Genomic DNA, 22225 nt, shown 5'->3' on the forward strand with positions numbered 1-22225 from the left:
CTCAACTCACGGTCGCCGCAGTGGCGTCTGCTGTGGCAGCGGTCAGGACGGGGGCGCCGGGCGGACCGTCGCCCGCCGGCATCTCCACCGCGGGATTGCCGCCCCAGCGCGCGCCCGGGGGTACTTCCTCGCCCTTCATGAGGAAGGAGTCGGAGACCAGCTCCGAGCCCTCGCCCATCGTCACGCCGTAGTGGACATGGGCGGAGACGCCCAGCGTGGTACCGGCGCCGAGCCGGATGAAGTCCGACTTGAAGGTGCCGTCCTCCTGCGAGTGGCACTGGACCTTGCTGCCCGCGTTGAGGGTGCACTCGTCACCGATGACCGCGAGGGTCCGGTCGGTGATGTAGCAGCCGTCGTCGAACACCATGCGGCCCACGCGCACCCCCATCAGCCGCCAGACCAGGCTCTTGAACGGTGTGCCGTTGAAGATGTTGAGCCACTGCGAGGGCACCTTCCACAGCCGCTCGATCCGCCAGAAGTCCCGGTCGTAGATGGAGCACAACTGGGGCCGCAGCCCGCGGAACCTGGTCATGCAGCGCTCCAGCACGATGTAGTACGCGGTGGAGAAGGCGAGGGTGAGCGCCAGATAGGCTCCTATCACCACATGGCCCGCCATGCCGTACAGATCCACCGTGGCCAGCGCGAACAAGGTGAGCACGAAGACGTGCAGCCAGCGGGCGAGCAGCCACCAGGCCATCGAGCGCAGGTTGTAGTGGTTCTTCGCGCGCAGCCGGGTTTCCAGTTCCTCGCCCTCGCGCAGATGGTCGAAGCGGGCGTCGCGGTCGACCGAGCGGGGGATCTCGAAGCTCGGCGAGCCGAGCAGCCCCACACCCCGTCTGATCTCGCCGTCCAGCGGGATCATCACCTTGGTCGCCAGCAGGCAGTTCTCGCCCGTCCTGCCGCCCACCGGGTAGGCGATGTTGTTGCCGAGGAAGTTGCGCGGCCCGATCGACACCTTGGACAGCCGGAACGAGGAGCTCGAATAGTCCGCGTTGAGGATGGACAGCCCGTCGGCCACCATGGTGCCGCTGCCGACCGACACCAACAGCGGTGTCTCGTGCTGCACTTCGGTGCCGAAGTTCGAGCCGGTCTGCTCGACGTGCGACAGGTCGTACCCGAGGCCGCGCAGATAGTGCACGACGAACGAGCTGTCACCGAACAGCCAGGCGAAGAACTTGACGTTCGTCAGGCGGGCCGTCGTGCGGTGCAGCGCGTAGTGGAAGCCGTAGAGCGGATAGACCCGGTCGGGCCGGACGAACAGCCGCAGCAGCCGGGGCAGCGTGTACAGGACGCCGAGGCCCACGACGATGAAGCCGACGAACAGCACCAGGGAGAGCAGCGCCGCGTCGGCGAGCAGCTGGACCGGCGCCAGGTCCTCGGTGTCCGGGTCGAGGCGATCACCGATCGCCGGTACCGCGGTGAACAGCATGTACATCCCGCCGACGGCCAACGGAATGTAGAGGAAGACCAGTTGGAGCAGGGTGCCGAGGCTGAACCAGGTCCGGCGCAGGGTGCCGCACCGGGCGGGCGGCACCCGCAGGTAGTCGGTCTCCGCGGGCTCCGCGGGGGAGCCGTGCCAGCGCTCGCCGGCCGGGACCGCCTGGCCGCGGTGCAGCGCCGAGGCATGCCCGAGCTGCGCTCCGTCACCCATCGAGGTGTCGATGTCCAGGGTGGTCTTCTCCCCGATGAACACGCCCTCGCCCAGGGTGATCCGGCCGGTCTGGATGCGGCCCCGGTGCGCTCGGTAGCCGAGGATGAAGGAGTCCTTGCGGATCACCGTCCCGGCGCCGATCGTCACCAGGTCGGGGCAGACCGGCAGGGTGTGCGAGAGGATCGTGACCCCCTTGCCGATCCGCGCGCCAAGGGCCCGCAGATACAGCACGTACAGCGGGGTGCCGGCGAGGAAGACCATCGGGTTCGCGTGCAGCAGCACCTTCACCAGCCAGAAGCGCATGTACGCGAGGCCCCAGACGGGGAAGTCGGCGGGCTTGGTGCGGCCGACCAGCAGCCACTTGGCGATGACCGGGAAGACGCACAGGGCGATGAACCCGGTGCCGCCGAAGAGCAGCGACCGTACGTAGATGTCGGCGACCCCGTTGCCGTCGGCGACCCACTCGTAGCCGGTGCCGGTCACCAGACCGGACAGGAACGAGTAGCCGAGGAAGGCGAGCAACTGGAAGGTGCCGCACAGGAAATGGGTCAGCCGGCTGGTGTGCGGCAGAGGCGCGGGAGGGGCGACGGGAACCGGTGCCGCGGGTGCCGTCGTGGGGCCGGCGGCCTCGTCCGGCGGGGAAGTGGCCGGGGCGAGGGCCTCGGCCAGGTCCCGGATGGTGGGGTACCGGTAGATGTCCCGCATGGACGGAGACGGCAGGTCGGGGCGCTTGCGCACCCGTGCGCAGAACTGGGCCATGACCAGGGAGTTGGCGCCGAGGTCGGTGAAGAAGTGGCTGTCCGCCGGGACCTGCTCACTGCCCACCAGCTCGGCCAGCACGTCCGCGAGTCCGCTCTCGGTCTCTGTTCTGTCCGGGCCGGCGCCGCTCACGGAGAGGGCGGATGCGTCCGGCCCGCTTATATCGATCTCGGAAGACTGCTCCACCATTCGATCTCCTCGAGAACGTTCTGGATCGTTGACGCTCATTCCTGATCACGAACCGCCAATTCAGTGTGGACAGGGCACCGTAAGCCTGTCACTTCGAACCAATCGCCCGACTCGCCGGAAATGCCCGATGGAGCCGTGATCCTTGGGCGCCCGGGGCTGGCGGCCGCTACGGATCACCCGTTTGGCGGTTCACTCGTGCGGCAGCGTCGAGGGTTCAGGTGGAGGTTTCGCGGGGGTTCGGCCGGGGGTCTCCCGTGCGCGGCGCGTCCGGATCAGTACCGAAGGGCCGTGCCGACGTTCGCCCGTACCTCGCCGTGCAGCCGGCGGTTGCTGCGCGCGGTGCCGTGCCCCGAGCCGTGCGCGGCCACGTCCTTGACCAACAGCACCACGACGTCGAGCAGATTGCCGCCGCCGTCCGTGAAGTTGACCTGCACGGCGAAGGACTTGGCGGCGGAGGCGGTGTTCCGCGCGGACACGGTGGTAGTGGCCCGGCCGTCGCCGTCGAGGGTGACGGCGCCGAGGCTCACCTGATCCTTGGCGTTCAGGCCGCCCTTGGCCTCGTCGAGTCTCCGGCCGGCCTCCGCCGAGGCCGAGGCGAGCGCGTCGCCGCCCCGGGCCGCGAGCGAGGCGGCGGCGGAGGCGGCGGAGGCGGCCTGTTCGGCGGGGGTGGGGGAGTGCCGGGAGCCGTTGCCGCAGCCGGCGGCGGACACCATGACCAGGGCCAGTGCCGCGCCCGCCGCGCCCCGTCCGCCGAGCCCTGCCATAGGTGACTCCCCTGCCCTCGCCGCGATTCGTTCCCCTCAGTGAAGGGTGGGCGGCCGCACCCCGCACACCGGGTGCGACACCCGGGCCACACAGGCACCCGAAAGGCCCCCAGGACGCCGCTGAACAGGCGATGTGACCGGTGTGGGTGCCTTCGCCGGGCGGCTCGGCGCACTCTGACGGATAGTAGTGGGGGGCCAGGTCCCCTGGCAGCACCCGTCTTGGCGTCTTGGCACAGGAGGCCCGATGCGCGCTTCACGGCCGCTGGCCGCGCTCACCGGTTTCGCGTTGCTCGGCATCGCGCTGACCGCCTGCCAGGACCAGGCGTCCGGTCAGATCGTGGCACGGAACGACGGACGGGTCGTGCAGACCCTCACCAATCCCTCGGTCAGGGGCTGCCACCGCTTCCCCGGAGGCGTCACCCACGTGACCAACCTGACCCAGAGCAGCCTGCGCATGTACACGACCCGCGACTGCACCGTGCCCGCGGGCGGCGCGTACGACTTCGTGGACATCGGCGCGACGGACCAGGTGGTGCGGGCGACCGGGCTGTGGAACAGCTTCGACTTCGCGCCGGAGTGAGGCCTCGCACGTCAACAGGCCCGCACAGAGGGCAGCGCGATCCACACGAGGGGCATGAAGGCCAACCCAGACCCACCCCCCGCCACCGTCCTCATACATCATCCGGCTCACCACCCTGAAAGACCCCGTACCTCAACCATTCGACCCCGAACTCGCCCTCGTCTGCCTGGACAAGGCCGTCGAGACCATGACGGCCGAGGGCGCGGACCTCCAGCTCGCCGACGCGCTGGAGCAGCGGGCCGAGGGACACCGGCTCGCCGGCCACCCGGCGGAGGCCGCCGAGGACCTCCGGGCCGCCGCCGCGCGGTACGAGAAGCAGGAGGACGCGGTCGGCGCCGAGCGGGTACGGGAGCGGCTCGCCGCGCTGGCGGGCTGAGCGGCGCGGACTACGCCGGATGCGTCGGCAGTCGTTCGATCGCCACCCGGTGGGTCACCGTGCCGGTGCGGACCCTCAGTTCGGGGATGGCCTCGGAGAGTTTGCGGCCGGTGGTGAGCCAGGTGTGCAGGGCGGAGGCGTAGGCGGCCGGGTCGCACAGGTTCGGGCGGCCGTCGGGCCCGGTGGCGGCGGACAGGCGGAGCAGATCGCCCCGGCGGGTGCGGACGACGCAGCGGTCCGGGCCGTCGGCATAGGCCGCCAGCGCGGAGTAGGGGTAGCGGGCCAGCGCCTCCGCGGTCCAGGCGCCGGGCGGGCCAAGACGTGGGTCGTCGGCCGGGGCGTGGCGCAGCACCACGTCCGCGAGGCGCAGCCGGCCTGCCTCGCGGGTCTCCTCGTCGACCGCCGTGTGCGCGTACGCCGTGGAGGCCGCCGCGAGTCCGTCGGCCGGGTCGGGGGCGTCGCCGGACACCGGGTGCCGTACGAGCACCACCTCCGGTGTCCGGCCGTCGGTCACCTCGGCGAAGACCCGGACGGGCGTGGTACGGCGGGCCGGTTGGTGGGGCGGCAGCGGCAGCGGGTCGAGCAGCGCGGTGTGGCCGGTGGGCTCCGGCAGGTCCATGAGGCGGTAGAAGAGGTGGCGCAGCAGCCCCGCGGACTCGCCCGGCGCGGAACTGGCCTGCTCGGCGAAGTGCGCGTAGTGGTCCGGCTCATGGGCGGCGATCGCGGTGTCGATCTGGGCGCGCAGGCTGCCACGCCGGAGCAGGCGGGGCGCCGTACGGCCGAGCGCGGCCACCGGGGAGTGCGGGTCGAGCGCGTCCTGCGGGAACGCCCCGAGGAGTACGGGCACGCCGATGGCCGCCGCGTAGTAGGTGACGCTGGAGTGGTCCCCGAGCACGCAGTCCGCGGCGATCAGGGCCTGCCGCCACCAGTCGAGCGGCGGCACGGCGTCCAGGCCGGCCCGCCGGGCGTGGTCGAGCCAGGCCCTGACCTGGCCGGGGCCGTGCCCGTACCAGATGTTCGGGTGCAGGACGGCGAGCGAGCGGTACTCGTCGGCCGGCAGCTCCGTGGACAGCCGGGAGAGCAGCCAGGGCAGCAGATCGTCCGCGTCGGCCGCCTCGCGTGAGTCGGCCTGCGCGGCGCCGAACAGGGACCGCGACGACCAGGTCGAGCTGACGACGACCAGCTTCTGCCCGGGGGCCACCCCGAGCGCGCGGCGGAAGAGTTCGCGCTGCGGGAGCGCGCCGATCAGCCGGTCGTAGCAGGGATCGCCCGCCAGTACGGCGGTGGGCGCGGCCTGCGGGCAGGAGGCGCGCAGCCGCTCCAGCTGCTCGGGGTGGGACAACACGGTGGCCGCGGCGAGCGGACGGCCGCCGTGCAGCAGCCAGTCCGGCGAGAGTCCGAAGACCGGTGCGGCCGACTGCTGTTCGGCGTCCGGCGCGGCGAGCCGCTTGTTGTAGCCCATCCCGTGGGACAGGACGACCAACTCGCCTTGGATCTGGTCCAGTTCACCGCCGTAGCTCGCGGAGACGGCCAGGTCGAACGTGGTCTCCTTGGCCTGCTCCCACGGCAGGACGGGCAGCCCCGTGCCCGTCAGCAGCTCGACCACCCCCGCGAGGAACGGCGAGGACCCCGTGCAGGTGGCGAACAGCTGGAGCCGTACGTCCCCGCCGAACAGGGGCAGCACATCAAGCAGTCGGGTCGCGGATGTCACGTTGTGCACCACGAGCAGCACCCGGCGGCACCCCGCCCGGGTGACCCAGCGCTCCGCGTCCGCCCCCACCGGCACCCGCAACCGTGCCGCCCCACCCATCACCACTGGCGCGTATCCCCGTCCCGGCCTGATCGATTCGGCGTTCCTCCAGCCGTGGACCCGATGCTATCGAGCCGTAACTCCGGGAACACGCACAGGGATCAGGGAAGCGGTACCCACGGGGACGGAAACCGGCCTCGATCCGACCGCGACCGCCGCCCCCGGGGCAGCCGCGGCGCACCCGTCGAAAACCCTTCGGCAGGGCGGCGATCTGGCTGATAGCTTTCCGCTGACCGTGTGCCAGTGCGAGGAGGTGAGACCCATGACCGAGGTATCCGTATGGGTGCTCCCCTCTCCGTCACGGTCGAGCGGCTGACGCAGCTGCCGCCGGGAGCGCCGCACCGACAAGGCATTCCCGAAAGGCGGCAACCGATGAGACAACACCCCGCGCACGCCCTGACGTTCACCACGCGGACATCGACCGACGGTGTGATCGAGCGCGACTTCGTCCTGGGCGACATCCCCGGCGTGCTCTGGTCGCCCGCGTCCGGCCCCGAGCGGGCACCCCTCGTGTTCATGGGCCACGGCGGCGGCACGCACAAGAGGTGGCCCGCGATGACAGGCCGCGCCCGGCTGCTCGTCACCGGCTGCGGCTTCCATGTCGCCGTCGTCGACGCGCCCGGCCACGGCGACCGGCCGCGCACGGCGTACGACGAGCAGGAGATCGCCGCGCTGTACCGGGCCCGGGAGGCGGGCGAGCCGGAAGGCCCGATCGTGGTCCGCTACAACGCCCGGCTCGCCGAACTCGCCGTCCCCGAGTGGAAGGCGGCCCTGGACGCCCTCCAGGAACTGCCGGAGATCGGCGCCGGCGGACCCGTCGGCTTCTTCGGTCTGAACATGGCCACCGCGATCGGTGTGCCGTTCGTGGCGGACGATCCCCGGATCACCGCCGCGGTGTTCGGGCTGCACTGGCCCGACGCCCTGGCCGAGGCCGCGGGACGGATCACGATCCCTGTCGAGTACGCCATGCAGTGGGACGACGAGCACATCCCGCGTGCCGCCGCGCTGGCCCTCTTCGACGCGTTCGCCTCGAAGGAGAAGACGCTGCACGCCAACTCCGGGCGGCACAAGGAGCTGCCCCGGTTCGAGTCGGACAGCGCGGCCCGCTTCCTCGCCCGGCACCTGAGGCCGACGGCGGTCCGGGAGGTCTGAGCCGAGCGGTGCCGGCGTCCCTGGGCACGGGGACGCCGGCACCCGGGGCGACAGATATTCGGCCACCTCCGATAATGCTTCACCCGGCAGGCGGGCAACGGAGGGAGCACAGGTGGCCGAGACGTTCAAGCGGCGCGCCCCGAGCCAGTGGGGCGAGGGCGGTGCCCTGAAGGAGGAGATCCTCGCGGCCGCGGCCCGGCTGCTGGCCGAGTCGGGCCGCGAGGAGGCACTGTCGCTGCGCGCGGTCGCCCGTGAGGTCGGTATCGCCGCGCCCAGCATCTATCTGCACTTCAAGGACCGCTCCGAACTGGTCGCGACGGTGACGCGCCGGGCCTACGAGAAGCTGGTCGCCGAGCTGCGGGAGGCACGGGACGGCGGCACCCCCTACTCCACCCACAGCCCCCACGCGCCGCACATCCCCTGCGCCCCGCACACTCCCCGTACCGCCCTGCGCGCCATGGCCCACCGCTATTGCACCTTTGCGCTGGAGAACCCCCGGCGCTTCCGCCTGATGTTCGGTGTCGAGCGCATCGTCGGCCCCCGCGAGGACTCCCCGCGCCACCCGGTGCGGCTGGTGCTCGGCGCCTGGGAGGAGGCACTGGCCGCGCTGCCCGGCGACCGCTCCGGGCAGGTGGGCACCGGGCAGGACGCGCTGCTGCTCTGGTCGGCGCTGCACGGCATCGTCACCATCGCGATGGCGCTGCCCTACGAGGTCGACCGGCGCGGACTCATCCAGCGCGCGGACGATCTGCTCGATCGCATCGTGGCCGGATAGCGACGGCGAACCCTTCGGCACCGTTGACGTGCCCCCCACGATCCCTAAGGTTGCCTGAAGCACCTAACACCGTTAGGGGTGTTGGGAGCCCCCCTTGCCGAGGAGGCAGCTGTGACCGAGACAGTCGTGGACACGCCGACCGGGCTCCCCGAGCACCCCATGCCCCGCGCCACCGGATGCCCCTTCGATCCGCCCCCCGCCCTCCAGACCCTCCAGAGCGAACGGCCCGTCTCCCGGGTGCGCATCTGGGACGGCAGCAGCCCCTGGATGATCACCCGCCACGAGGACGTACGGGCCCTGCTCGGCGACCCCCGCATCAGCGCCGACCCCCGGCGGCCCGGCTACCCGCACCGCAGCGCCGCGACCCAGGAGCGCGACCGGACCCGCAGCACCTTCCTCACCATGGACGACCCCGAACACGCCCGGCTGCGCCGCATGGTGACGGCCCCCTTCACGATCAGGAAGGTCGAGGCCCTGCGGCCGTCCGTGCAGCGGATCGTGGACGACCTGATCGAGGAGATGCTCGCCGGGCCCAACCCCACCGACCTGGTGGAGGCGTTCGCACTGCCGCTGCCCAGCCTGGTGATCTGCGCGCTGCTCGGCGTGCCGTACGAGCGGCACGACTTCTTCCAGCGCCACAGCCGCGTCCTGGTGCGCCGCACCTCCACCCGCGAGGAACTGCTCGCCGCGTCCGAGGCGCTCACCGGCTACCTGGACGACCTCCTGGCCGCCAAGCTCGCGCACCCCGAGGACGATGTGCTCTCCCAGCTCGCCGTCCAGCGCGTCGCCACCGGCGAGCTGACCCGGCGCCAGGCCGCCGAGATGGGCGTCCTGCTGCTCGTGGCGGGCCATGAGACCACCGCCAACATGATCGCGCTCGGCACCGTGGCCCTGCTGCGCAACCCGGACCAACTCGCCCTGCTGCGGGACTGCGAGGACCCCAAGACGGTCGCCTCGGCCGTCGAGGAGCTGCTGCGCTATCTGAACATCGTCCACTCCGGGCGGCGGCGTGTCGCGCTGGAGGACATCGAGATCGACGGTGAGCTGATCCGCGCGGGCGACGGCGTCATCTTCGCCAACGACATCGCCAACCGGGACCCCGGCGTCTTCCCCGACCCCGACCGGCTCGACCTCACCCGCGACGCCCGCCGCCATGTCGCCTTCGGCTACGGCATCCACCAGTGCCTCGGCCAGCCGCTCGCCCGCGTCGAACTCCAGGTGGCCTACAGCACGCTCTACTCCCGCATCCCCACGCTCGCGCTGGCCACGGACTTCGATCAACTGGAGTTCAAGCATGATGGCTTCGTCTATGGCGTTTATGAACTACCCGTCTCCTGGTAGCACTTCACAGCACGCACCACACGGCACACCCGCACCATCACGAACCATGAAACGAGGAAACCCATGCGCGTGGAAGTCGACCAGCCCAAATGCGTCGCCTCCGGACAGTGCGTCCTGGTGGCACCCCAGGTCTTCGACCAGGACGACGAGGGCATAGTGCAGCTGCTGGACGCCACCCCCGGCCCTGAACTCGACGAGGACGTACGGGAGTCGGCCGCAATCTGCCCCGCCGCCGCGATCCGGCTGGTGGAGGCGTGACGAGCGTCCCGCCGCGCCGCATCGTCGTGGTGGGGGCCTCGGCGGCCGGTCTGACGGCCGCCGAGACCCTGCGCCGCGCCGGCTACGACGGCTCGCTCACCCTCGTCGGGGGCGAACCGCATCCGCCCTACGACCGGCCGCCGCTGTCCAAGCAGGTCCTCACCGGCGCCTGGGAGCCCGAGCGGGTGCATCTGCGCCGCCCGGCCGATCTGGACGCCCTCGCCCTGGACCTGCGGCTCGGCGTGCCCGCCGCCGCCCTCGCCCCGGCGACCCGCACCGTGACCCTCGCCGACGGCACGAGCCTGACGTACGACGGTCTGATCATCGCCACCGGGGTAAGGCCGCGCCGGCTGCCCGAGTGCGACACACCCGGCGTCCATGTCCTGCGGGAACTCGGGGACGCCCTCGCCCTGCGCGAGCGGCTGACGGCCGGGGGCCGGCTGGTCGTGGTGGGCGCCGGGTTCCTCGGTGCCGAGGTCGCCGCCGCCGCGCGTACCCTCGGCGCGACCGTCACCCTGGTGGAACCCGCCCCCGTCCCCCTCGCGCACGCCGTCGGACAGCAGGTCGGAGCGCATCTGGCCCAGGTCCACCGCGATCATGGCGTGGACCTGCGGACCGGGACCAAGGTCGCCGGGATCACCACCGGGGCGGGCCGGGCCACGGGCGTGCTGCTCAGCGACGGCAGCACGATCCCGGCCGACGACGTCCTGATCGCCGTCGGCTCCGAGCCCAACACCGAGTGGCTGGAGGACAGCGGGCTGCGGCTGGCCGACGGCGTGGTCTGCGACCGGTACAGTGCCGCCGCGCCCGGCATCTACGCCGCGGGCGACGTGGCCCGCTGGCACAACCCGCTCTTCGGCACCGACATGCGCGTGGAGCACCGTACGAACGCGGCCGAACAGGGCATGGCCGCCGCCCGTAACCTCCTCGCCCCCGAGCAGGCCAAACCGTTCGCGCCGGTGCCGTCCTTCTGGTCCGACCAGTACGACCTCAGGATCCAGGCGTTCGGACACCTGCGCGATCACGACGAGGCCCGGGTGGTCGACGGCGACCCGGCGGACGGCGGCTTCCTCGTCGCCTACCGCAGGGGTACGGCGCTCACCGGAGCGCTCGCCGTGGGCATGCCGCCCCGCGTGCTACGTCCCTGGCGCGCCGCGCTCGCGGCCGGAACCGACTGGACCCGCGCCCTGGACGGCCCGCCGGAAGCGGACCAGACTTGACATGAGGTAGCTCAAGTTTTATTCAGGCCCTATAGGTGAGGAGGACCGGGGAACACGGGTGGGGGAGCAGCCGGCAAGGGAGGAATCACCATGGCGCGTTCGGTCGGAATCGACCTCGGGACGACGAACTCGGTGGTCTCGGTCCTGGAGGGCGGCGAACCCACCGTCATCACCAACACGGAGGGCGCGCGGACCACTCCCTCGGTCGTGGCGTTCGCCAAGAACGGCGAGGTGCTGGTCGGCGAGGTCGCCAAACGGCAGGCCGTGACCAACGTGGAGCGCACCGCGCGCTCGGTCAAGCGGTACATGGGCGATCACTCCTGGCGCTTCCCCGACCAGGGCGACATCGACGGCAAGCACTACACCGCCCAGGAGATCTCCGCGCGGGTGCTCCAGAAGCTGAAGCGGGACGCCGAGTCGTACCTCGGCGAGGACGTCACGGACGCCGTGATCACCGTCCCGGCCTACTTCGACGACGCCCAGCGGCAGGCGACGAAGGAGGCCGGGGAGATCGCCGGCCTGAACGTCATGCGGATCATCAACGAGCCGACCGCCGCCGCGCTCGCGTACGGCCTGGACAAGGAGAACGACCAGACGGTCCTCGTCTTCGACCTCGGCGGCGGCACCTTCGACGTGTCCCTGCTGGAGATGGGCGACGGCGTCATCGAGGTCAAGGCCACCAACGGCGACACCCACCTGGGCGGCGACGACTGGGACCAGCGCGTCGTGGACCACCTGGTGCAGCAGTTCAAGAACCACTACGGCGTCGACCTGGGCAAGGACAAGATGGCCGTGCAGCGGCTGCGGGAGGCGTCCGAGAAGGCGAAGATCGAGCTGTCCAGCTCCTCGGAGACCACGATCAACCTGCCCTACATCACCGCCTCCGCCGAGGGTCCGCTGCACCTGGACGAGAAGCTGACGCGCGCCCAGTTCGAACAGCTGACGGCCGACCTGCTGGACCGCTGCAAGGCGCCGTTCCACAACGCGATCAAGGACGCCGGGATCAAGGTGTCCGACATCGACCATGTGGTGATGGTGGGCGGCTCGACCCGGATGCCCGCCGTCACCGGTCTGGTGAAGGAGCTGACCGGCAAGGAGCCGCACAAGGGCGTCAACCCGGACGAGGTCGTCGCCATCGGCGCCTCGCTCCAGGCCGGTGTCCTCAAGGGCGAGGTCAAGGACGTCCTGCTGCTCGACGTCACCCCGCTGTCCCTCGGCATCGAGACCAAGGGCGGCATCATGACCAAGCTGATCGAGCGCAACACCACGATCCCCACCCGCCGTTCGGAGATCTTCACCACCGCCGAGGACAACCAGCCCTCGGTGTCCATCCAGGTCTTCCAGGGCGAGCGCGAGATCGCCGCCTACAACAAGAAGCTCGGCATGTTCGAGCTGACCGGCCTGCCGCCCGCACCGCGCGGAGTCCCGCAGATCGAGGTCGCCTTCGACATCGACGCCAACGGGATCATGCATGTGTCCGCGAAGGACCTCGGCACCGGCAGGGAACAGAAGATGACCGTCACCGGCGGCTCCGCGCTGCCGAAGAACGACATCGACCGCATGGTCCGCGAGGCCGAGCAGCACGCCGAGGACGACCGGCAGCGCCGCGAGGCCGCCGAGACCCGCAACCAGGCCGAACAGCTCGTCTACCAGACCGAGAAGCTCATCAGCGACAACCCCGAGCGGATCTCCGCCGAGGCGCGGCACGAGACCGAGGCCGCGCTCGCCGAGCTGAAGGCGAAGCTCAAGGACGAGAACACGGACACCGCCACCCTCCGCCAGGCCACCGACGAAGTGGCCCAGTCCGCCCAGAAGATCGGCACGGCACTGTACGAGCAGTCACGCGCCCAGGGCGAACAGGGCGCGGGCACGGCCGCGGGCGCCGCTGGCGGCTCGGCGTCCGGTGACTCGGCCTCCGGTGGGTCCGCCCCGGAGGACGACGAGGTGGTGGACGCCGAGATCGTCGACGACGACCGGCCCCAGGCGGGCTGACGAGGGACGAGGCCGCCCCTTGGACGCGGACTCCGCGCGGCTGCGGTGCCTGGTCCACCATGTCGCCCCGCACACCCGCCAGTTGACTTGGGGAGGCGGTGTGCGGGATCGGGCACTATCCTCAACCCCGGCCCCTGACCGGGGCATTGGCGACCAATGCCCGCCCGATTCCCTTCGCGCGCGGTTGCCACGGCCCCGCGACGGAGAGACCACACATGTTCGCCCCGTACCGCAGACTGTTCTCCGCCAAGGGGAGCGTCGGCTTCACCACCACCGGCTTCCTGGCCCGGCTCGCCCTGTCCATGTCCGGCGTCGGCACCGTGGTGATGGTCGCCGCCATGCGCCACTCCTACGCGCTGGCCGGCGCCGTGGGCGGCTCGTCCCTCGCCGCCACCCTGATCACGATCCCGCTCCTCGGCCGCCTCGTCGACCGCTACGGCCAGTCCCGTACGGCCATCCCCGCGGCCATCTGGTCGGCCGCCATGTCGGCCGCCCTGGTCATCTGCCTCGCCACCGACGCACCGACCTGGACCCTGTTCGTCACCAACGTGCTGTCCGCCACCGCGCCGAACGTCGGCGGCATGACCCGCGCCCGCTGGGCCGAGCTCTACGGCAATGACGACGAACGCATGCATGTGGCCAACTCGTTCGAACAGGTCCTGGACGAGATGTGCTTCGTCCTCGGCCCCATCATCGTGGTGGGCCTGGCCACCGGCATCGCCCCCGAGGCGGGCCGGATCGCACCGCTGATCCTGACCCTGGGCGGCACCGTCCTCTTCTCCCTCCAGCGCGGCACCGAACCCCCGGTCCAGCCCGCCGACCCCTCGGTCCCCCGCTCCCCGCTCACCAACCGGGGCCTCCAGGTGATGATGCTCGTCTTCCTCTTCACCGGCTCCCTGTTCGGCTCCCTCGAAGTCGTCACGATCGCCTTCACCGACTCCCTGCACCACAAGTCCTCGGCCGGTCTGGTCCTGGCCCTCCAGGCGGTCGGCTCCGCCCTCGCGGGCCTGCTCTTCGGCATGCTCACCCTGCGCGGCTCCAGCACCACCCGCTTCCTGATGGGCGTCGGCGGCATGGCCGTACTGATGCTCCCGCTGACCCTCGCCAGCGGCCTGTGGTCCCTCGTCCCGCTGATGTTCATCGCGGGCATGGCCACCTCACCGACCATGATCACCGGCATGGGCCTGGTCCAGGAACTGATCCCGCGCTCCCAGATCAACGAGGGCATGACCCTGGCCGTGACCAGCCTCCTCGGCGGCTCCTCCCTCGGCAGCATGCTCGCGGGCTGGTCCGTGGAACACTTCGACGCCGAGAACAGCTACCTGGTCCCGGTCAGCGCCGCCGCCCTGGCCCTGCTGACCGCGGCCGCCGGCCTCGGCCGCCTCCGCAGAAGCGTCTCCGCCACCCAGACCCCGGCCCTCACCAAGGACACGGCGGAACTCGAGCAGCAGGTGTGACGGGGGGCGGCGGACCGATGCGTCCCGGCCCGCCGCTCCATTGCTCCGCCGCTTCTCTCAGCGGTTCACCAAGTCCCCCACTCGGAACCGAGTTCGTCCTCGAAGTCGTCGATCTCGCTCTGACTCAGCTCGACCAGCGAGAGATCGGACGGCGTGTGCCCACCCGCGTCCGGGCGCTGTCCGTGTGCCGCGAGCGCGCCCAGTACCCGGAACCACGTCTCGGCCAGATCCCGCACCTCCGCATCCGTGAACAGGGCGTTTGGCCACGTCCACTTGACGGTCAGCCGCGCTCCGTCGGCACGGTTCTCGGTGACGGCGTCCACCTCGATCGCGTGCGCCGCGCCCATCCCCGGATCACCGCCGCCGACCAGCCCGAACTCCGGTACGGCCGTCCAGTCGTCGCCCGTCCCGGACGAAACGTCGAACCGGCCAAGGTAGTTGAAGCCGATCTGCGGTGCGGGCAGGGCCGCCAGCTCCGCCTCGGTATCCGGCCGGAGATAGCGCAGCCGACCGAAGCCGGACCCCTTCTCGGAGTACTCGCGCACCTGCTCCTTGATCCACTTGAGGGACCGCCCCAGATCGGCCCCGCCCGCCCATACGTCCGACCAGTCCACCTCACCCGCGTCCAGCAGCATGGGATACAGACTGGTGAACCAGCCCACGGTGGACGACAGATCGGCGGGCGCCGGCAGACTGTCCCGCCCGTGCCCCTCCACGTCCACCAGTACGGCCGTGCCCTGACCGAGCCCACGCCGCCGACGCCAGTCCGACACCGCCAGGGTCAGCCCGGCGAGCAACGCGTCCTGCACGGTGGCGTGGAAGGCCGCCGGCACGGTGGTCAGCAGATCGGCGGTCGTCGCCTCGGGCAGGGACAGCGTGATGTCGCGCAACGTCGAGGCCGTGTCCCGGACGGGATCAAGCGCCCTCGAACCAAGGCTCTGTTCCTCGGCCTTGAGCGCCGAGGTCCACAACGGCAGGTCGGCTGACGCCTCTTGGGCAAGCTCCTGGTTCCGCGTCGCCCAGGTCCGGTAGGACATACCCCTACGACTCAGCGAAGGCGCCGTGCCGCTCGCGGCCGCCTGAGCCGCCGCGGCGAGATCCGCCAGCAGAATCCGCCAGGACACCCCGTCCACCGCCAGATGGTGCACGACCCACAACAGCCGGCCCCGCGCTGAGGGCCCGGCATCGCACCAGGTGACGCCGAAGACCACACCGGCCTCCGGGTCCAACCGCCGTGCGGATGCATCGAGTTCGGCACGCGTCAGCGCATGCATCTCGTCGTCCGAGAGCCCCCGCACATCGATCCGGCTGATCCGCTCGTCGACGTGCACCGCGGCTCGCCCGCGCACTTCGAGCGTCGGGACGGCATCGGGAGCGGAGCGAACGACACGCAGCCGCAACATGTCATGATGCGCCACGACGCTCCGCAGCGCGGCCCGCAGGTCATCGAGGGTGAGACCGGCCGGGGTGTGCACCGCCATCGCCTGATGGAACCGGCCGACCGGCCCACCGCGCTCGAACAGCCAGCGCGTCATGGGAGTCGCCGGCACCTCGCCGATACCCGCGTCCACGTCCTCCGTCGCCGCGTCCGTGACGACGGTCGCCACGGGCGCCAGATCCCGGACGTTCCGCAACTGGAAGAGATCCTTGGGCGTGATACCCAGTCCGGCCTGCCCCGCCCGGCGCACCACCTGGATCGCCAGGATGCTGTCCCCGCCGAGCTCGAAGAAGTTGTCGTCGATGCCGACACCGTCGACTCCGAGGACTTCGGCGAACACCTGGCACAGGATCTCCTCATGGGGAGTCCTGGGCGCCCGACCTGACGCGCTCGCGGTGAACTGGGGTGCGGGCAGCTCCCGGCGGTCGAGCTTGCCGTTGGGGGTCAGCGGGAGGACATCCAGCACCATGACGGTGGAGGGCACCATGTAGTCAGGGAGGGACTTCGCCGCGTCCGCCCGTAGCCCCTGCGGGTCGGGTACGGCTCCGGGGGCGGGGACGACGTAGCCGACGAGCCGCTTGTCACCGGGACGGTCCTCGCGCACGATCACCGCGGTCTGGGCGATGTCGGGGTGCGCGGCGAGGGCGGATTCGATCTCGCCGAGTTCGATGCGGAAGCCGCGGATCTTGACCTGGTCGTCGACCCGGCCGAGGTATTCGATCTGGCCGTCGGTGTTCCAGCGGACGAGGTCACCGGTGCGGTACATACGGGAGCCGGGAGCCCCGTAGGGGTCGGCGACGAAGCGTTCCGCGGTCAGGTCGGGGCGGTGATGGTAGCCGCGGGCCAGCTGGGTGCCCGCGATGTACAGCTCGCCCGCGACACCGACCGGTGCCGGGGCCAGACCCGCGTCCAGCACGTACAGCCGGGTGTTCCAGACCGGCCGCCCGATCGGCACCGAAGCCCCGAGCGGACCCCGGCACTCCCACCAGGACACGTCGACGGACGCTTCGGTGGGGCCGTAGAGGTTGAACAGGGGCACGTCCAGGACCTGCCGGAAGCGCTCCACCACCTCCGGGGGCAGTGCCTCACCACTGCACACCACCCGCCGCAGCCCCTCGCACCAGGCGGCGGCAGGCTCCTGGAGGAACACCTGGAGCATGGACGGCACGAAGTGCACCGTCGTGACCCGCTGCTCGGCGATCACCTCGGCCACATACGCGGGATCCCGGTGACCACCGGGCCGCGCGACCACGAGTCCGGCGCCCACGAGCAGCGGCCAGAAGAACTCCCACACCGACACATCGAAACCGGACGGCGTCTTCTGCAACACCCGGTCATCAGCCGCCAGCCCGAACCGGTCCTGCATCCACAACAACCGGTTCACGATCCCGCGATGCTCGACCACCACACCCTTGGGCCGACCTGTCGACCCCGACGTGTAGATGACGTAGGCGGGCGCGTCGGCGTGGAGCGTCGTTCGGCGCTCGGCGTCGGTGAGGTCGTCGGACGGCTGCGCCTGGAGGGCCTGTCGGGTGGTGGGGGCGTCGAGGAGTACTCGGGATATGTCGGCCGGTGGTTCGACGCCGCTGTTCTCGACGGTGATGACGGCCATGGGGTCCGCGTTGCCGAGGATGTAGGTGATGCGGTCGGTGGGGTAGTCGGGGTCAATCGGGACGTACGCCGCGCCCGTCTTCGACACCGCCAGCAACGCCACGACCAGGTCGGCGGAGCGTGGCAGGGCGACGGCGACGAATCGCTCCGGGCCCGCGCCCCGGTCGAGGAGCAGGCGGGCGAGCCGGTTCGCTCGTTCGTTCACTTCGCGGTACGACAGCTCGACGCCCTCGAAGACGACCGCCACGGCGTCCGGTGTCCGCGCCACCTGCTGCTCGAACAGGACGGGAAGAGTGTCGTGGGGGATGTGTCGGGCGGTGTCGTTCCACCCCTCCAGCACCTGTGTGCGCTCTGCCCGGTCCATCAACTCCGTGCGCACGATGGGTTGTTGTGGGTTTGCGGCGAGGTTGTTGATGAAGTGTTGGAGGCGGGTGAGGTGGTTGGTGAGGTCGTCGTGGGTGTAGAGGGCGGGGTTGGCGTGAAGGTCGACCCGTAGACGGCCTGGGTGGGTGTCGGGGGCGATGGTGAGGGCGAGGTCGGGGACGGGCCCGTTGGTGAGGGGGTGGGCGGAGGCCGGGTGGCCGGCGAAGTCGAGGCGGTGCTCGAAGGAGAGGATGTTGACCATCGGCCCGAACGCGTACTGCCCTCCCGCGTGCCCCAGCCCCGCATGGAGGTCTTCCTGCCGGTAGCGCTGACGCAACAGGAGGTGCCGGACGGAGGCCGAGACATCGGTGAGGACGTCGGTGATCGTCGCCCCGGACGGGACGGGGACGCTCAGGGGCAGGATGTTGGAGAGCATGCCCGGGGTGCTGCGGTGCACCGCCGTGACCCGGGACGTGACCGGCAACTCCACCGTGACCGTGTCCCGGCCCGCAAGCCTCGCGAAGTACGCACCACTCAGAGCGAGAACGGCGCCCGTCCACCCGGCAGGCCCCAGCCCCGCCGCAGCACACACAGCATCGACCGCACCCTTGTCCAGATACGCCGACTGCTGGAGAGGGAAGTCGGCTGCCGATGCGGACCGGCCGGACAGCAGCAGTGGTTCCACCTCGGTCAGAGGCCGGGCGGACCAGAAGTCAAGGTCCCGCTCGTGCTGCGGCGAGTCGCGGTAGTCACGGTCCTGTTCCACCAGCCGGCCCAACGACCTGAACGACGTCTCCGGGCACGGCACACCACGGACCAGCGCCGTGTACACCTCGGCCACCCGACGGGCCACCAGCGAACAGCTGTATCCGTCCAACACGATGTGATGACACCGCTGATACCAGAAGAACCGCTCCTCGGAGAGCTTCAGCAACGCCCACGTGAACAGCCGTCCCCCGCCCGCCAGATCGAACGGACGGCGCATCTCCTCACGCATCCACGCACGCGCCCCACCCTCCGGATCAGCAAGCCCGGACACATCCACCCGGGTCAAAGACCAGTCCGAGCCGGAGACCAGTTCCTGACGGACCTCGCCCCCGCGCTCCACGATCCGCACCCGCAGAGCCTCCGCCTCCACGAGAACCCGGCCCAGCGCACACTCGAAAACATCCGCATCGACAGGACCCGCGATGTCAGCGAACTGACTCACATGAAAAACAAGACTCTCCGGCTCCAACTGCTGTGCCACCCACACACCCAACTGCGCGGCCAGCAGAGGCAAAGAAGTGCTCGGGGCATCCGTCACTTGAGGTCCCATCACATGCTTGAGCGAAGCGCCGTTACGGCGCGGAGTGAACCGGTTCGCTGATCAGGTTCTCGGCGTAGTCGACCAGGGCGTTGATCGTGGGGTACTTCCAGGCGGCCATTTCATCGATCTTTACCTGGAGTTGGTCTTCTATCTCGGCGATGATGCTCATGCTGTACACCGAGTCCAGGCCGTACTGGGCCAGTTCGGTGTCCGGATCGATATTGTCCGCCGGTAGTTCGAGGTAGTAAGCGACCCGTTCGATGAGCCACGCCCGGATCTCGTCCGGCGAGCTGTCACGGTGCACCGTTGTCACAACCAAATCCGTTCTCTCGGCCGACCGGTCTTGGTAGTCCGGTCAGTCGTTCTTCAGATGGGCCCGCAGGGCGTCGGTCAGTTCCTCGTGCAGGGAATTGAGTTCCGATGTCACGAAGAGCTGCTTCATCAGCGAGCGCTGGATCTTTCCGCTGGTGGTCTTGCGTACGCGACCCGGTCCGACGAACACCACGCTGGGCAGCGGAATACTGAATTCACGCACCAGGGTCCGCTGGATGCCCTGGGCCAGCGCGTGGTAGTCGTCCTCGGTCAGACCGCGGGGCTTGATCTCCTGGACCACCACGACCGAGCCCTCGGGGGTGTCCAGGGCGAGTACCGCGCCGGCGCCGGTGGCGAGTCGCGGGTCGACCGAGCGCACGGTCTGTTCGAGGTCGTGCGGGTAGAGGTTGCGCCCGCGGATGATCAGTACTTCCTTGAGGCGGCCGGTGATGTACAGCTCGCCGTCGTGGATCACGCCGAGGTCCCCGGTGCGGAAGAAGCCGGTCTCGCCGTCGAGGCTCTGGTCGAACACCTCGGCGTTCAGATCGGGGCGGCCCCAGTACCCCTGGGCGACGCTCTCGCCGCGCACCCAGACCTCGCCGACCCGGGCGTCCGGCAGCGAGGCACCAGTCCCGGCGTCCACGATCCGCACCCGGGACCGGTCCACCGTGCCACTGCCGACCAGCTCGCGCGGACCGTCCCCGGCGGCCACCGGGACGAACTCACCCCGGGCCAGCGCTTCGGCGTCGACCGTGGTGATCACCGGCCTGCTGTCGGCGGCCGTCCCGGTGACCAGCAGGGTCGCCTCGGCCAGGCCGTAGCAGGGCAGGAACGTCTCGGCCCGGAAGCCGGCCGGCCCGAACTTCTCCTGGAACTTGGCCAGGGAGCGGGCCTGCACCGGCTCGGCCCCGTTGAAGGTCACCCGCCAGCGCGACAGGTCGAGGCCGGGGACCTTGTCCTCGGAGACGGTCCGTACGCACAGGTCGTACGCGAAGTTCGGGGCGACGCTGAAGTCGGCGTTCAGCTCGTCCAGGAGCTGGAGCCAGCGGTAGGGGCGGCGCAGGAACTCGGTGGGTGAGGTGAGCGTCGTACAGCCGCCGATGAAGAGCATCCACAGGACCTGCCCGATCAGGCCCATGTCATGGATGACCGGCAGCCAGCAGAAGGCGCGGCTGTCCGGTCCGCCGTCCGCACATCCGCTGATCAGACGCATATTGGCCAGCAGATTCCGGTGCGTGATCATGACCCCCTTGGGGTCGCTGGTCGAACCGGAGGTGTACTGCAACAGGGCCAGTGTGTCCGGGGAGATCTCCGGCACGGTCAGGCTCGCGGCGAGCGCGGAGTCCATGGCGCGGACCGGACCGCAGGGCAGCGTGGTCCCGAGCCGGTCGGCGATCCAGCGTTCGAGTCTGGGAGCGCCGTTCGCGTCGGAGAGCGCGAGGTTGATCCCGGCGTCCCGGACGATCTTGCCGACCCGGTCCTCGGCCGAGCTGAACCCCTCGGGCATGGGGGCGGGCACGGCGACCATGCCCGCGTACAGGCAGCCGAAGAAGCCGACGATGAAGTCCAGGCCCGGCGGGAAGCACAGCAGCACGCGGTCGCCCGAGGAGCCGCCCTGCTTGGTGAGCCAGCCGGCCACGACCCGCGCCTGCGCGTCCAGTTCGCGGTACGAGAGCGAGTCGGTGATCTGACCGTCGCTCATGTCCCGGATGTAGGAGAACGCCTCCCGATCACCGTGCACGTCGGCCTGTCGCTGTACGACATCCACGAATGTGCTGGCAAGCCGCGCGTCCAACTGTGCCTCCATGCCTTCCCCCGATGCTGGGTGGCGTTGCTCCGGATGACCGACAGTAATCGGCCGTCCTTAAGCGGCACTTAAGCGCGGCGGTAAGAGGGGTTGCGCCGACGGTCCGCGTCCTGCACGCGTGTCGTGTGCGCGCCAACTATCTGCGGATTCGATCGAATGTGACACTGCGTCAGCGCGTTCATGCGGCCGAGCCATTCAGGACACGCGGCGTTCGCGAACTCGGAGGTGGTGGGGGAGTTTTGCGTTTCATTGTAAGGACGAAGCGGGACATTTGGGCTGGAAAGGTTGTTGACGGGGTGCAGGGCAAGTGTTTGTATGGCGTGGCGTCAAGTGATCGCTGCGAACCAATGCCAGCGGACGTGACGAATCGCACGGGGGAAGTGTGTTTGCTGTGTCTTTGTATGTCGGATTTTCTCTGACTTCAGTCGCGCCGTCGTGGGGAAGGGCTCCTTCCCGCACGGATCTTTGTATCGGTGCGTGACCTCATACCCGATCTCTGTCCGCTCGAATCACCGATTCGGCCCGACAGTTCCGAGGGATGAGCGATGCCGCGTTCTGCATCTTCCCGAGATGGATCTCGGTAAACCCCTGCCTTTCATGTCACGTGCTGAATATGTCGTCAGCGCTCTCGCCATCCAATAGCCGCGATACGACTGTGAGGTTGTCCCGGATGTCGAACCCCTTTGAGAAGGAAGACGGAAAGTACGTCGTCCTGCGCAACGAGGCTGGGCAGCACTCGATGTGGCCCAACTTCATCGAGGTACCCGCCGGTTGGACGGTCGTGCACGGCGAGGACACCCGCCAGAGCTGCCTCGACTACGTCGAGCGCTCCTGGACCGACATGAAGCCGCTCGCCCCGGTCGAGTAACCCTCTTTGGTGCGACTCCGCCTCTTCGGGCGGGCTCGGGGGACCGTTCGTGGCCTGCCCGGGCCGGCCATCGCGGGGAAGTGACTACCGCACGGATCACACCAGTTCTTCTCCATGGGCTGACACGGGTGGGCTCGAACGGCGCATGGGCGTCCGAAGGCTCTGAAGGGTCTGACTCGAGATGAAGCATGTG

Annotated in this window: 16 protein-coding genes; 10 read left to right on the plus strand and 6 right to left on the minus strand. The window is 70.0% G+C overall.

Annotation, left to right across the window (positions count from 1 at the left end):
• Position 1 precedes the first annotated feature (1 nt).
• Positions 2 to 2599 carry a Pls/PosA family non-ribosomal peptide synthetase gene (locus HEP81_RS33030; RefSeq protein ID WP_078967716.1) on the minus strand — a complete coding sequence of 866 codons (2598 nt, stop codon included), beginning with the start codon at positions 2597 to 2599 and terminating at the stop codon, positions 2 to 4.
• A 272-nt stretch (positions 2600 to 2871) separates the two neighbouring features.
• Positions 2872 to 3363, minus strand: coding sequence for a hypothetical protein (locus HEP81_RS33035; RefSeq protein WP_037662752.1), 492 nt, complete (start codon positions 3361 to 3363; stop codon positions 2872 to 2874).
• Positions 3364 to 3607: 244 nt separating this feature from the next.
• Here HEP81_RS33035 and HEP81_RS33040 point away from each other — a divergent pair, with 244 nt between their 5' ends.
• Together HEP81_RS33040 and HEP81_RS33045 are read left to right on the plus strand one after the other, a co-directional pair.
• Complete coding sequence (locus tag HEP81_RS33040; RefSeq protein ID WP_037662750.1) at positions 3608 to 3943, plus strand: hypothetical protein; 336 nt, start codon at positions 3608 to 3610, stop codon at positions 3941 to 3943.
• 187 nt (positions 3944 to 4130) lie between these two features.
• Complete coding sequence (locus HEP81_RS33045; protein WP_037662748.1) at positions 4131 to 4319, plus strand: hypothetical protein; 189 nt, start codon at positions 4131 to 4133, stop codon at positions 4317 to 4319.
• A gap of 10 nt (positions 4320 to 4329) precedes the next feature.
• On the opposite strand, the gene HEP81_RS33050 is transcribed toward HEP81_RS33045, so the two are convergent.
• On the minus strand, positions 4330 to 6129 hold the full coding sequence (locus tag HEP81_RS33050; RefSeq protein ID WP_037662800.1) for a hypothetical protein: 1800 nt from the start codon (positions 6127 to 6129) through the stop codon (positions 4330 to 4332).
• A 372-nt stretch (positions 6130 to 6501) separates the two neighbouring features.
• On the opposite strand from HEP81_RS33050, the gene HEP81_RS33055 reads away from it, so the two are divergent.
• The 7 genes from HEP81_RS33055 to HEP81_RS33085 all read left to right on the plus strand — a co-directional run bounded on the left by HEP81_RS33055 (position 6502) and on the right by HEP81_RS33085 (position 14324).
• Entirely contained in the window at positions 6502 to 7281 is a 780-nt protein-coding gene (locus tag HEP81_RS33055) for an alpha/beta fold hydrolase (protein ID WP_037662747.1), read from the plus strand.
• Positions 7282 to 7393: 112 nt separating this feature from the next.
• Positions 7394 to 8056: a TetR/AcrR family transcriptional regulator gene (locus HEP81_RS33060; RefSeq protein WP_037662745.1), complete on the plus strand. Its 663-nt coding sequence runs from the start codon at positions 7394 to 7396 to the stop codon at positions 8054 to 8056.
• Positions 8057 to 8167: 111 nt separating this feature from the next.
• Complete coding sequence (locus HEP81_RS33065) at positions 8168 to 9397, plus strand: cytochrome P450 (protein WP_037662743.1); 1230 nt, start codon at positions 8168 to 8170, stop codon at positions 9395 to 9397.
• 63 nt (positions 9398 to 9460) lie between these two features.
• A complete protein-coding gene (locus HEP81_RS33070) occupies positions 9461 to 9655 on the plus strand; it encodes a ferredoxin (protein ID WP_037662741.1) in 195 nt (64 codons plus the stop codon).
• Positions 9652 to 10875, plus strand: coding sequence for an NAD(P)/FAD-dependent oxidoreductase (locus HEP81_RS33075; protein WP_190276052.1), 1224 nt, complete (start codon positions 9652 to 9654; stop codon positions 10873 to 10875). Before HEP81_RS33070 ends, HEP81_RS33075 begins: the two co-directional genes overlap by 4 nt.
• A 90-nt stretch (positions 10876 to 10965) precedes the next feature.
• Positions 10966 to 12867, plus strand: a complete 1902-nt coding sequence (gene dnaK, locus HEP81_RS33080; protein ID WP_182786791.1) for a molecular chaperone DnaK — start codon at positions 10966 to 10968, stop codon at positions 12865 to 12867.
• 215 nt (positions 12868 to 13082) lie between these two features.
• The gene (locus tag HEP81_RS33085; protein ID WP_051850622.1) at positions 13083 to 14324 is read left to right on the plus strand and encodes an MFS transporter; all 1242 of its coding nucleotides are present in this window, start codon (positions 13083 to 13085) and stop codon (positions 14322 to 14324) included.
• Positions 14325 to 14389: 65 nt separating this feature from the next.
• Here the strand turns inward: HEP81_RS33085 and HEP81_RS33090 are convergent, their stop codons facing one another.
• The 3 genes from HEP81_RS33090 to HEP81_RS33100 are packed head-to-tail and all read right to left on the minus strand — an operon-like array spanning position 14390 to position 21164.
• On the minus strand, positions 14390 to 19054 hold the full coding sequence (locus HEP81_RS33090; protein ID WP_243279656.1) for a non-ribosomal peptide synthetase: 4665 nt from the start codon (positions 19052 to 19054) through the stop codon (positions 14390 to 14392).
• Between the two features lie 22 nt (positions 19055 to 19076).
• Positions 19077 to 19358: an acyl carrier protein gene (locus HEP81_RS33095; RefSeq protein ID WP_157854717.1), complete on the minus strand. Its 282-nt coding sequence runs from the start codon at positions 19356 to 19358 to the stop codon at positions 19077 to 19079.
• Positions 19359 to 19400: 42 nt separating this feature from the next.
• A complete protein-coding gene (locus HEP81_RS33100; protein ID WP_037664654.1) occupies positions 19401 to 21164 on the minus strand; it encodes a fatty acyl-AMP ligase in 1764 nt (587 codons plus the stop codon).
• A 670-nt stretch (positions 21165 to 21834) separates the two neighbouring features.
• Between HEP81_RS33100 and HEP81_RS33105 the strand changes: the two genes are divergently transcribed.
• A complete protein-coding gene (locus tag HEP81_RS33105) occupies positions 21835 to 22032 on the plus strand; it encodes an MbtH family protein (RefSeq protein ID WP_037664656.1) in 198 nt (65 codons plus the stop codon).
• Positions 22033 to 22225 lie beyond the last annotated feature (193 nt).

It is taken from the genome of Streptomyces griseofuscus, assembly GCF_014673495.1.
Classification (GTDB): Bacteria; Actinomycetota; Actinomycetes; order Streptomycetales; family Streptomycetaceae; genus Streptomyces; species Streptomyces murinus.

Coding starts and splice junctions, on each gene's coding strand:
- HEP81_RS33030 (WP_078967716.1), bottom strand. CDS start 2,599: ATGGTGGAGCAGTCTTCCGAGATCGATATAAGCGGGCCGGACGCATCC.
- HEP81_RS33035 (WP_037662752.1), bottom strand. CDS start 3,363: ATGGCAGGGCTCGGCGGACGGGGCGCGGCGGGCGCGGCACTGGCCCTG.
- HEP81_RS33040 (WP_037662750.1), top strand. CDS start 3,608: ATGCGCGCTTCACGGCCGCTGGCCGCGCTCACCGGTTTCGCGTTGCTC.
- HEP81_RS33045 (WP_037662748.1), top strand. CDS start 4,131: ATGACGGCCGAGGGCGCGGACCTCCAGCTCGCCGACGCGCTGGAGCAG.
- HEP81_RS33050 (WP_037662800.1), bottom strand. CDS start 6,129: ATGGGTGGGGCGGCACGGTTGCGGGTGCCGGTGGGGGCGGACGCGGAG.
- HEP81_RS33055 (WP_037662747.1), top strand. CDS start 6,502: ATGAGACAACACCCCGCGCACGCCCTGACGTTCACCACGCGGACATCG.
- HEP81_RS33070 (WP_037662741.1), top strand. CDS start 9,461: ATGCGCGTGGAAGTCGACCAGCCCAAATGCGTCGCCTCCGGACAGTGC.
- dnaK (WP_182786791.1), top strand. CDS start 10,966: ATGGCGCGTTCGGTCGGAATCGACCTCGGGACGACGAACTCGGTGGTC.
- HEP81_RS33085 (WP_051850622.1), top strand. CDS start 13,083: ATGTTCGCCCCGTACCGCAGACTGTTCTCCGCCAAGGGGAGCGTCGGC.
- HEP81_RS33090 (WP_243279656.1), bottom strand. CDS start 19,054: ATGGGACCTCAAGTGACGGATGCCCCGAGCACTTCTTTGCCTCTGCTG.
- HEP81_RS33100 (WP_037664654.1), bottom strand. CDS start 21,164: ATGGAGGCACAGTTGGACGCGCGGCTTGCCAGCACATTCGTGGATGTC.
- HEP81_RS33105 (WP_037664656.1), top strand. CDS start 21,835: ATGTCGAACCCCTTTGAGAAGGAAGACGGAAAGTACGTCGTCCTGCGC.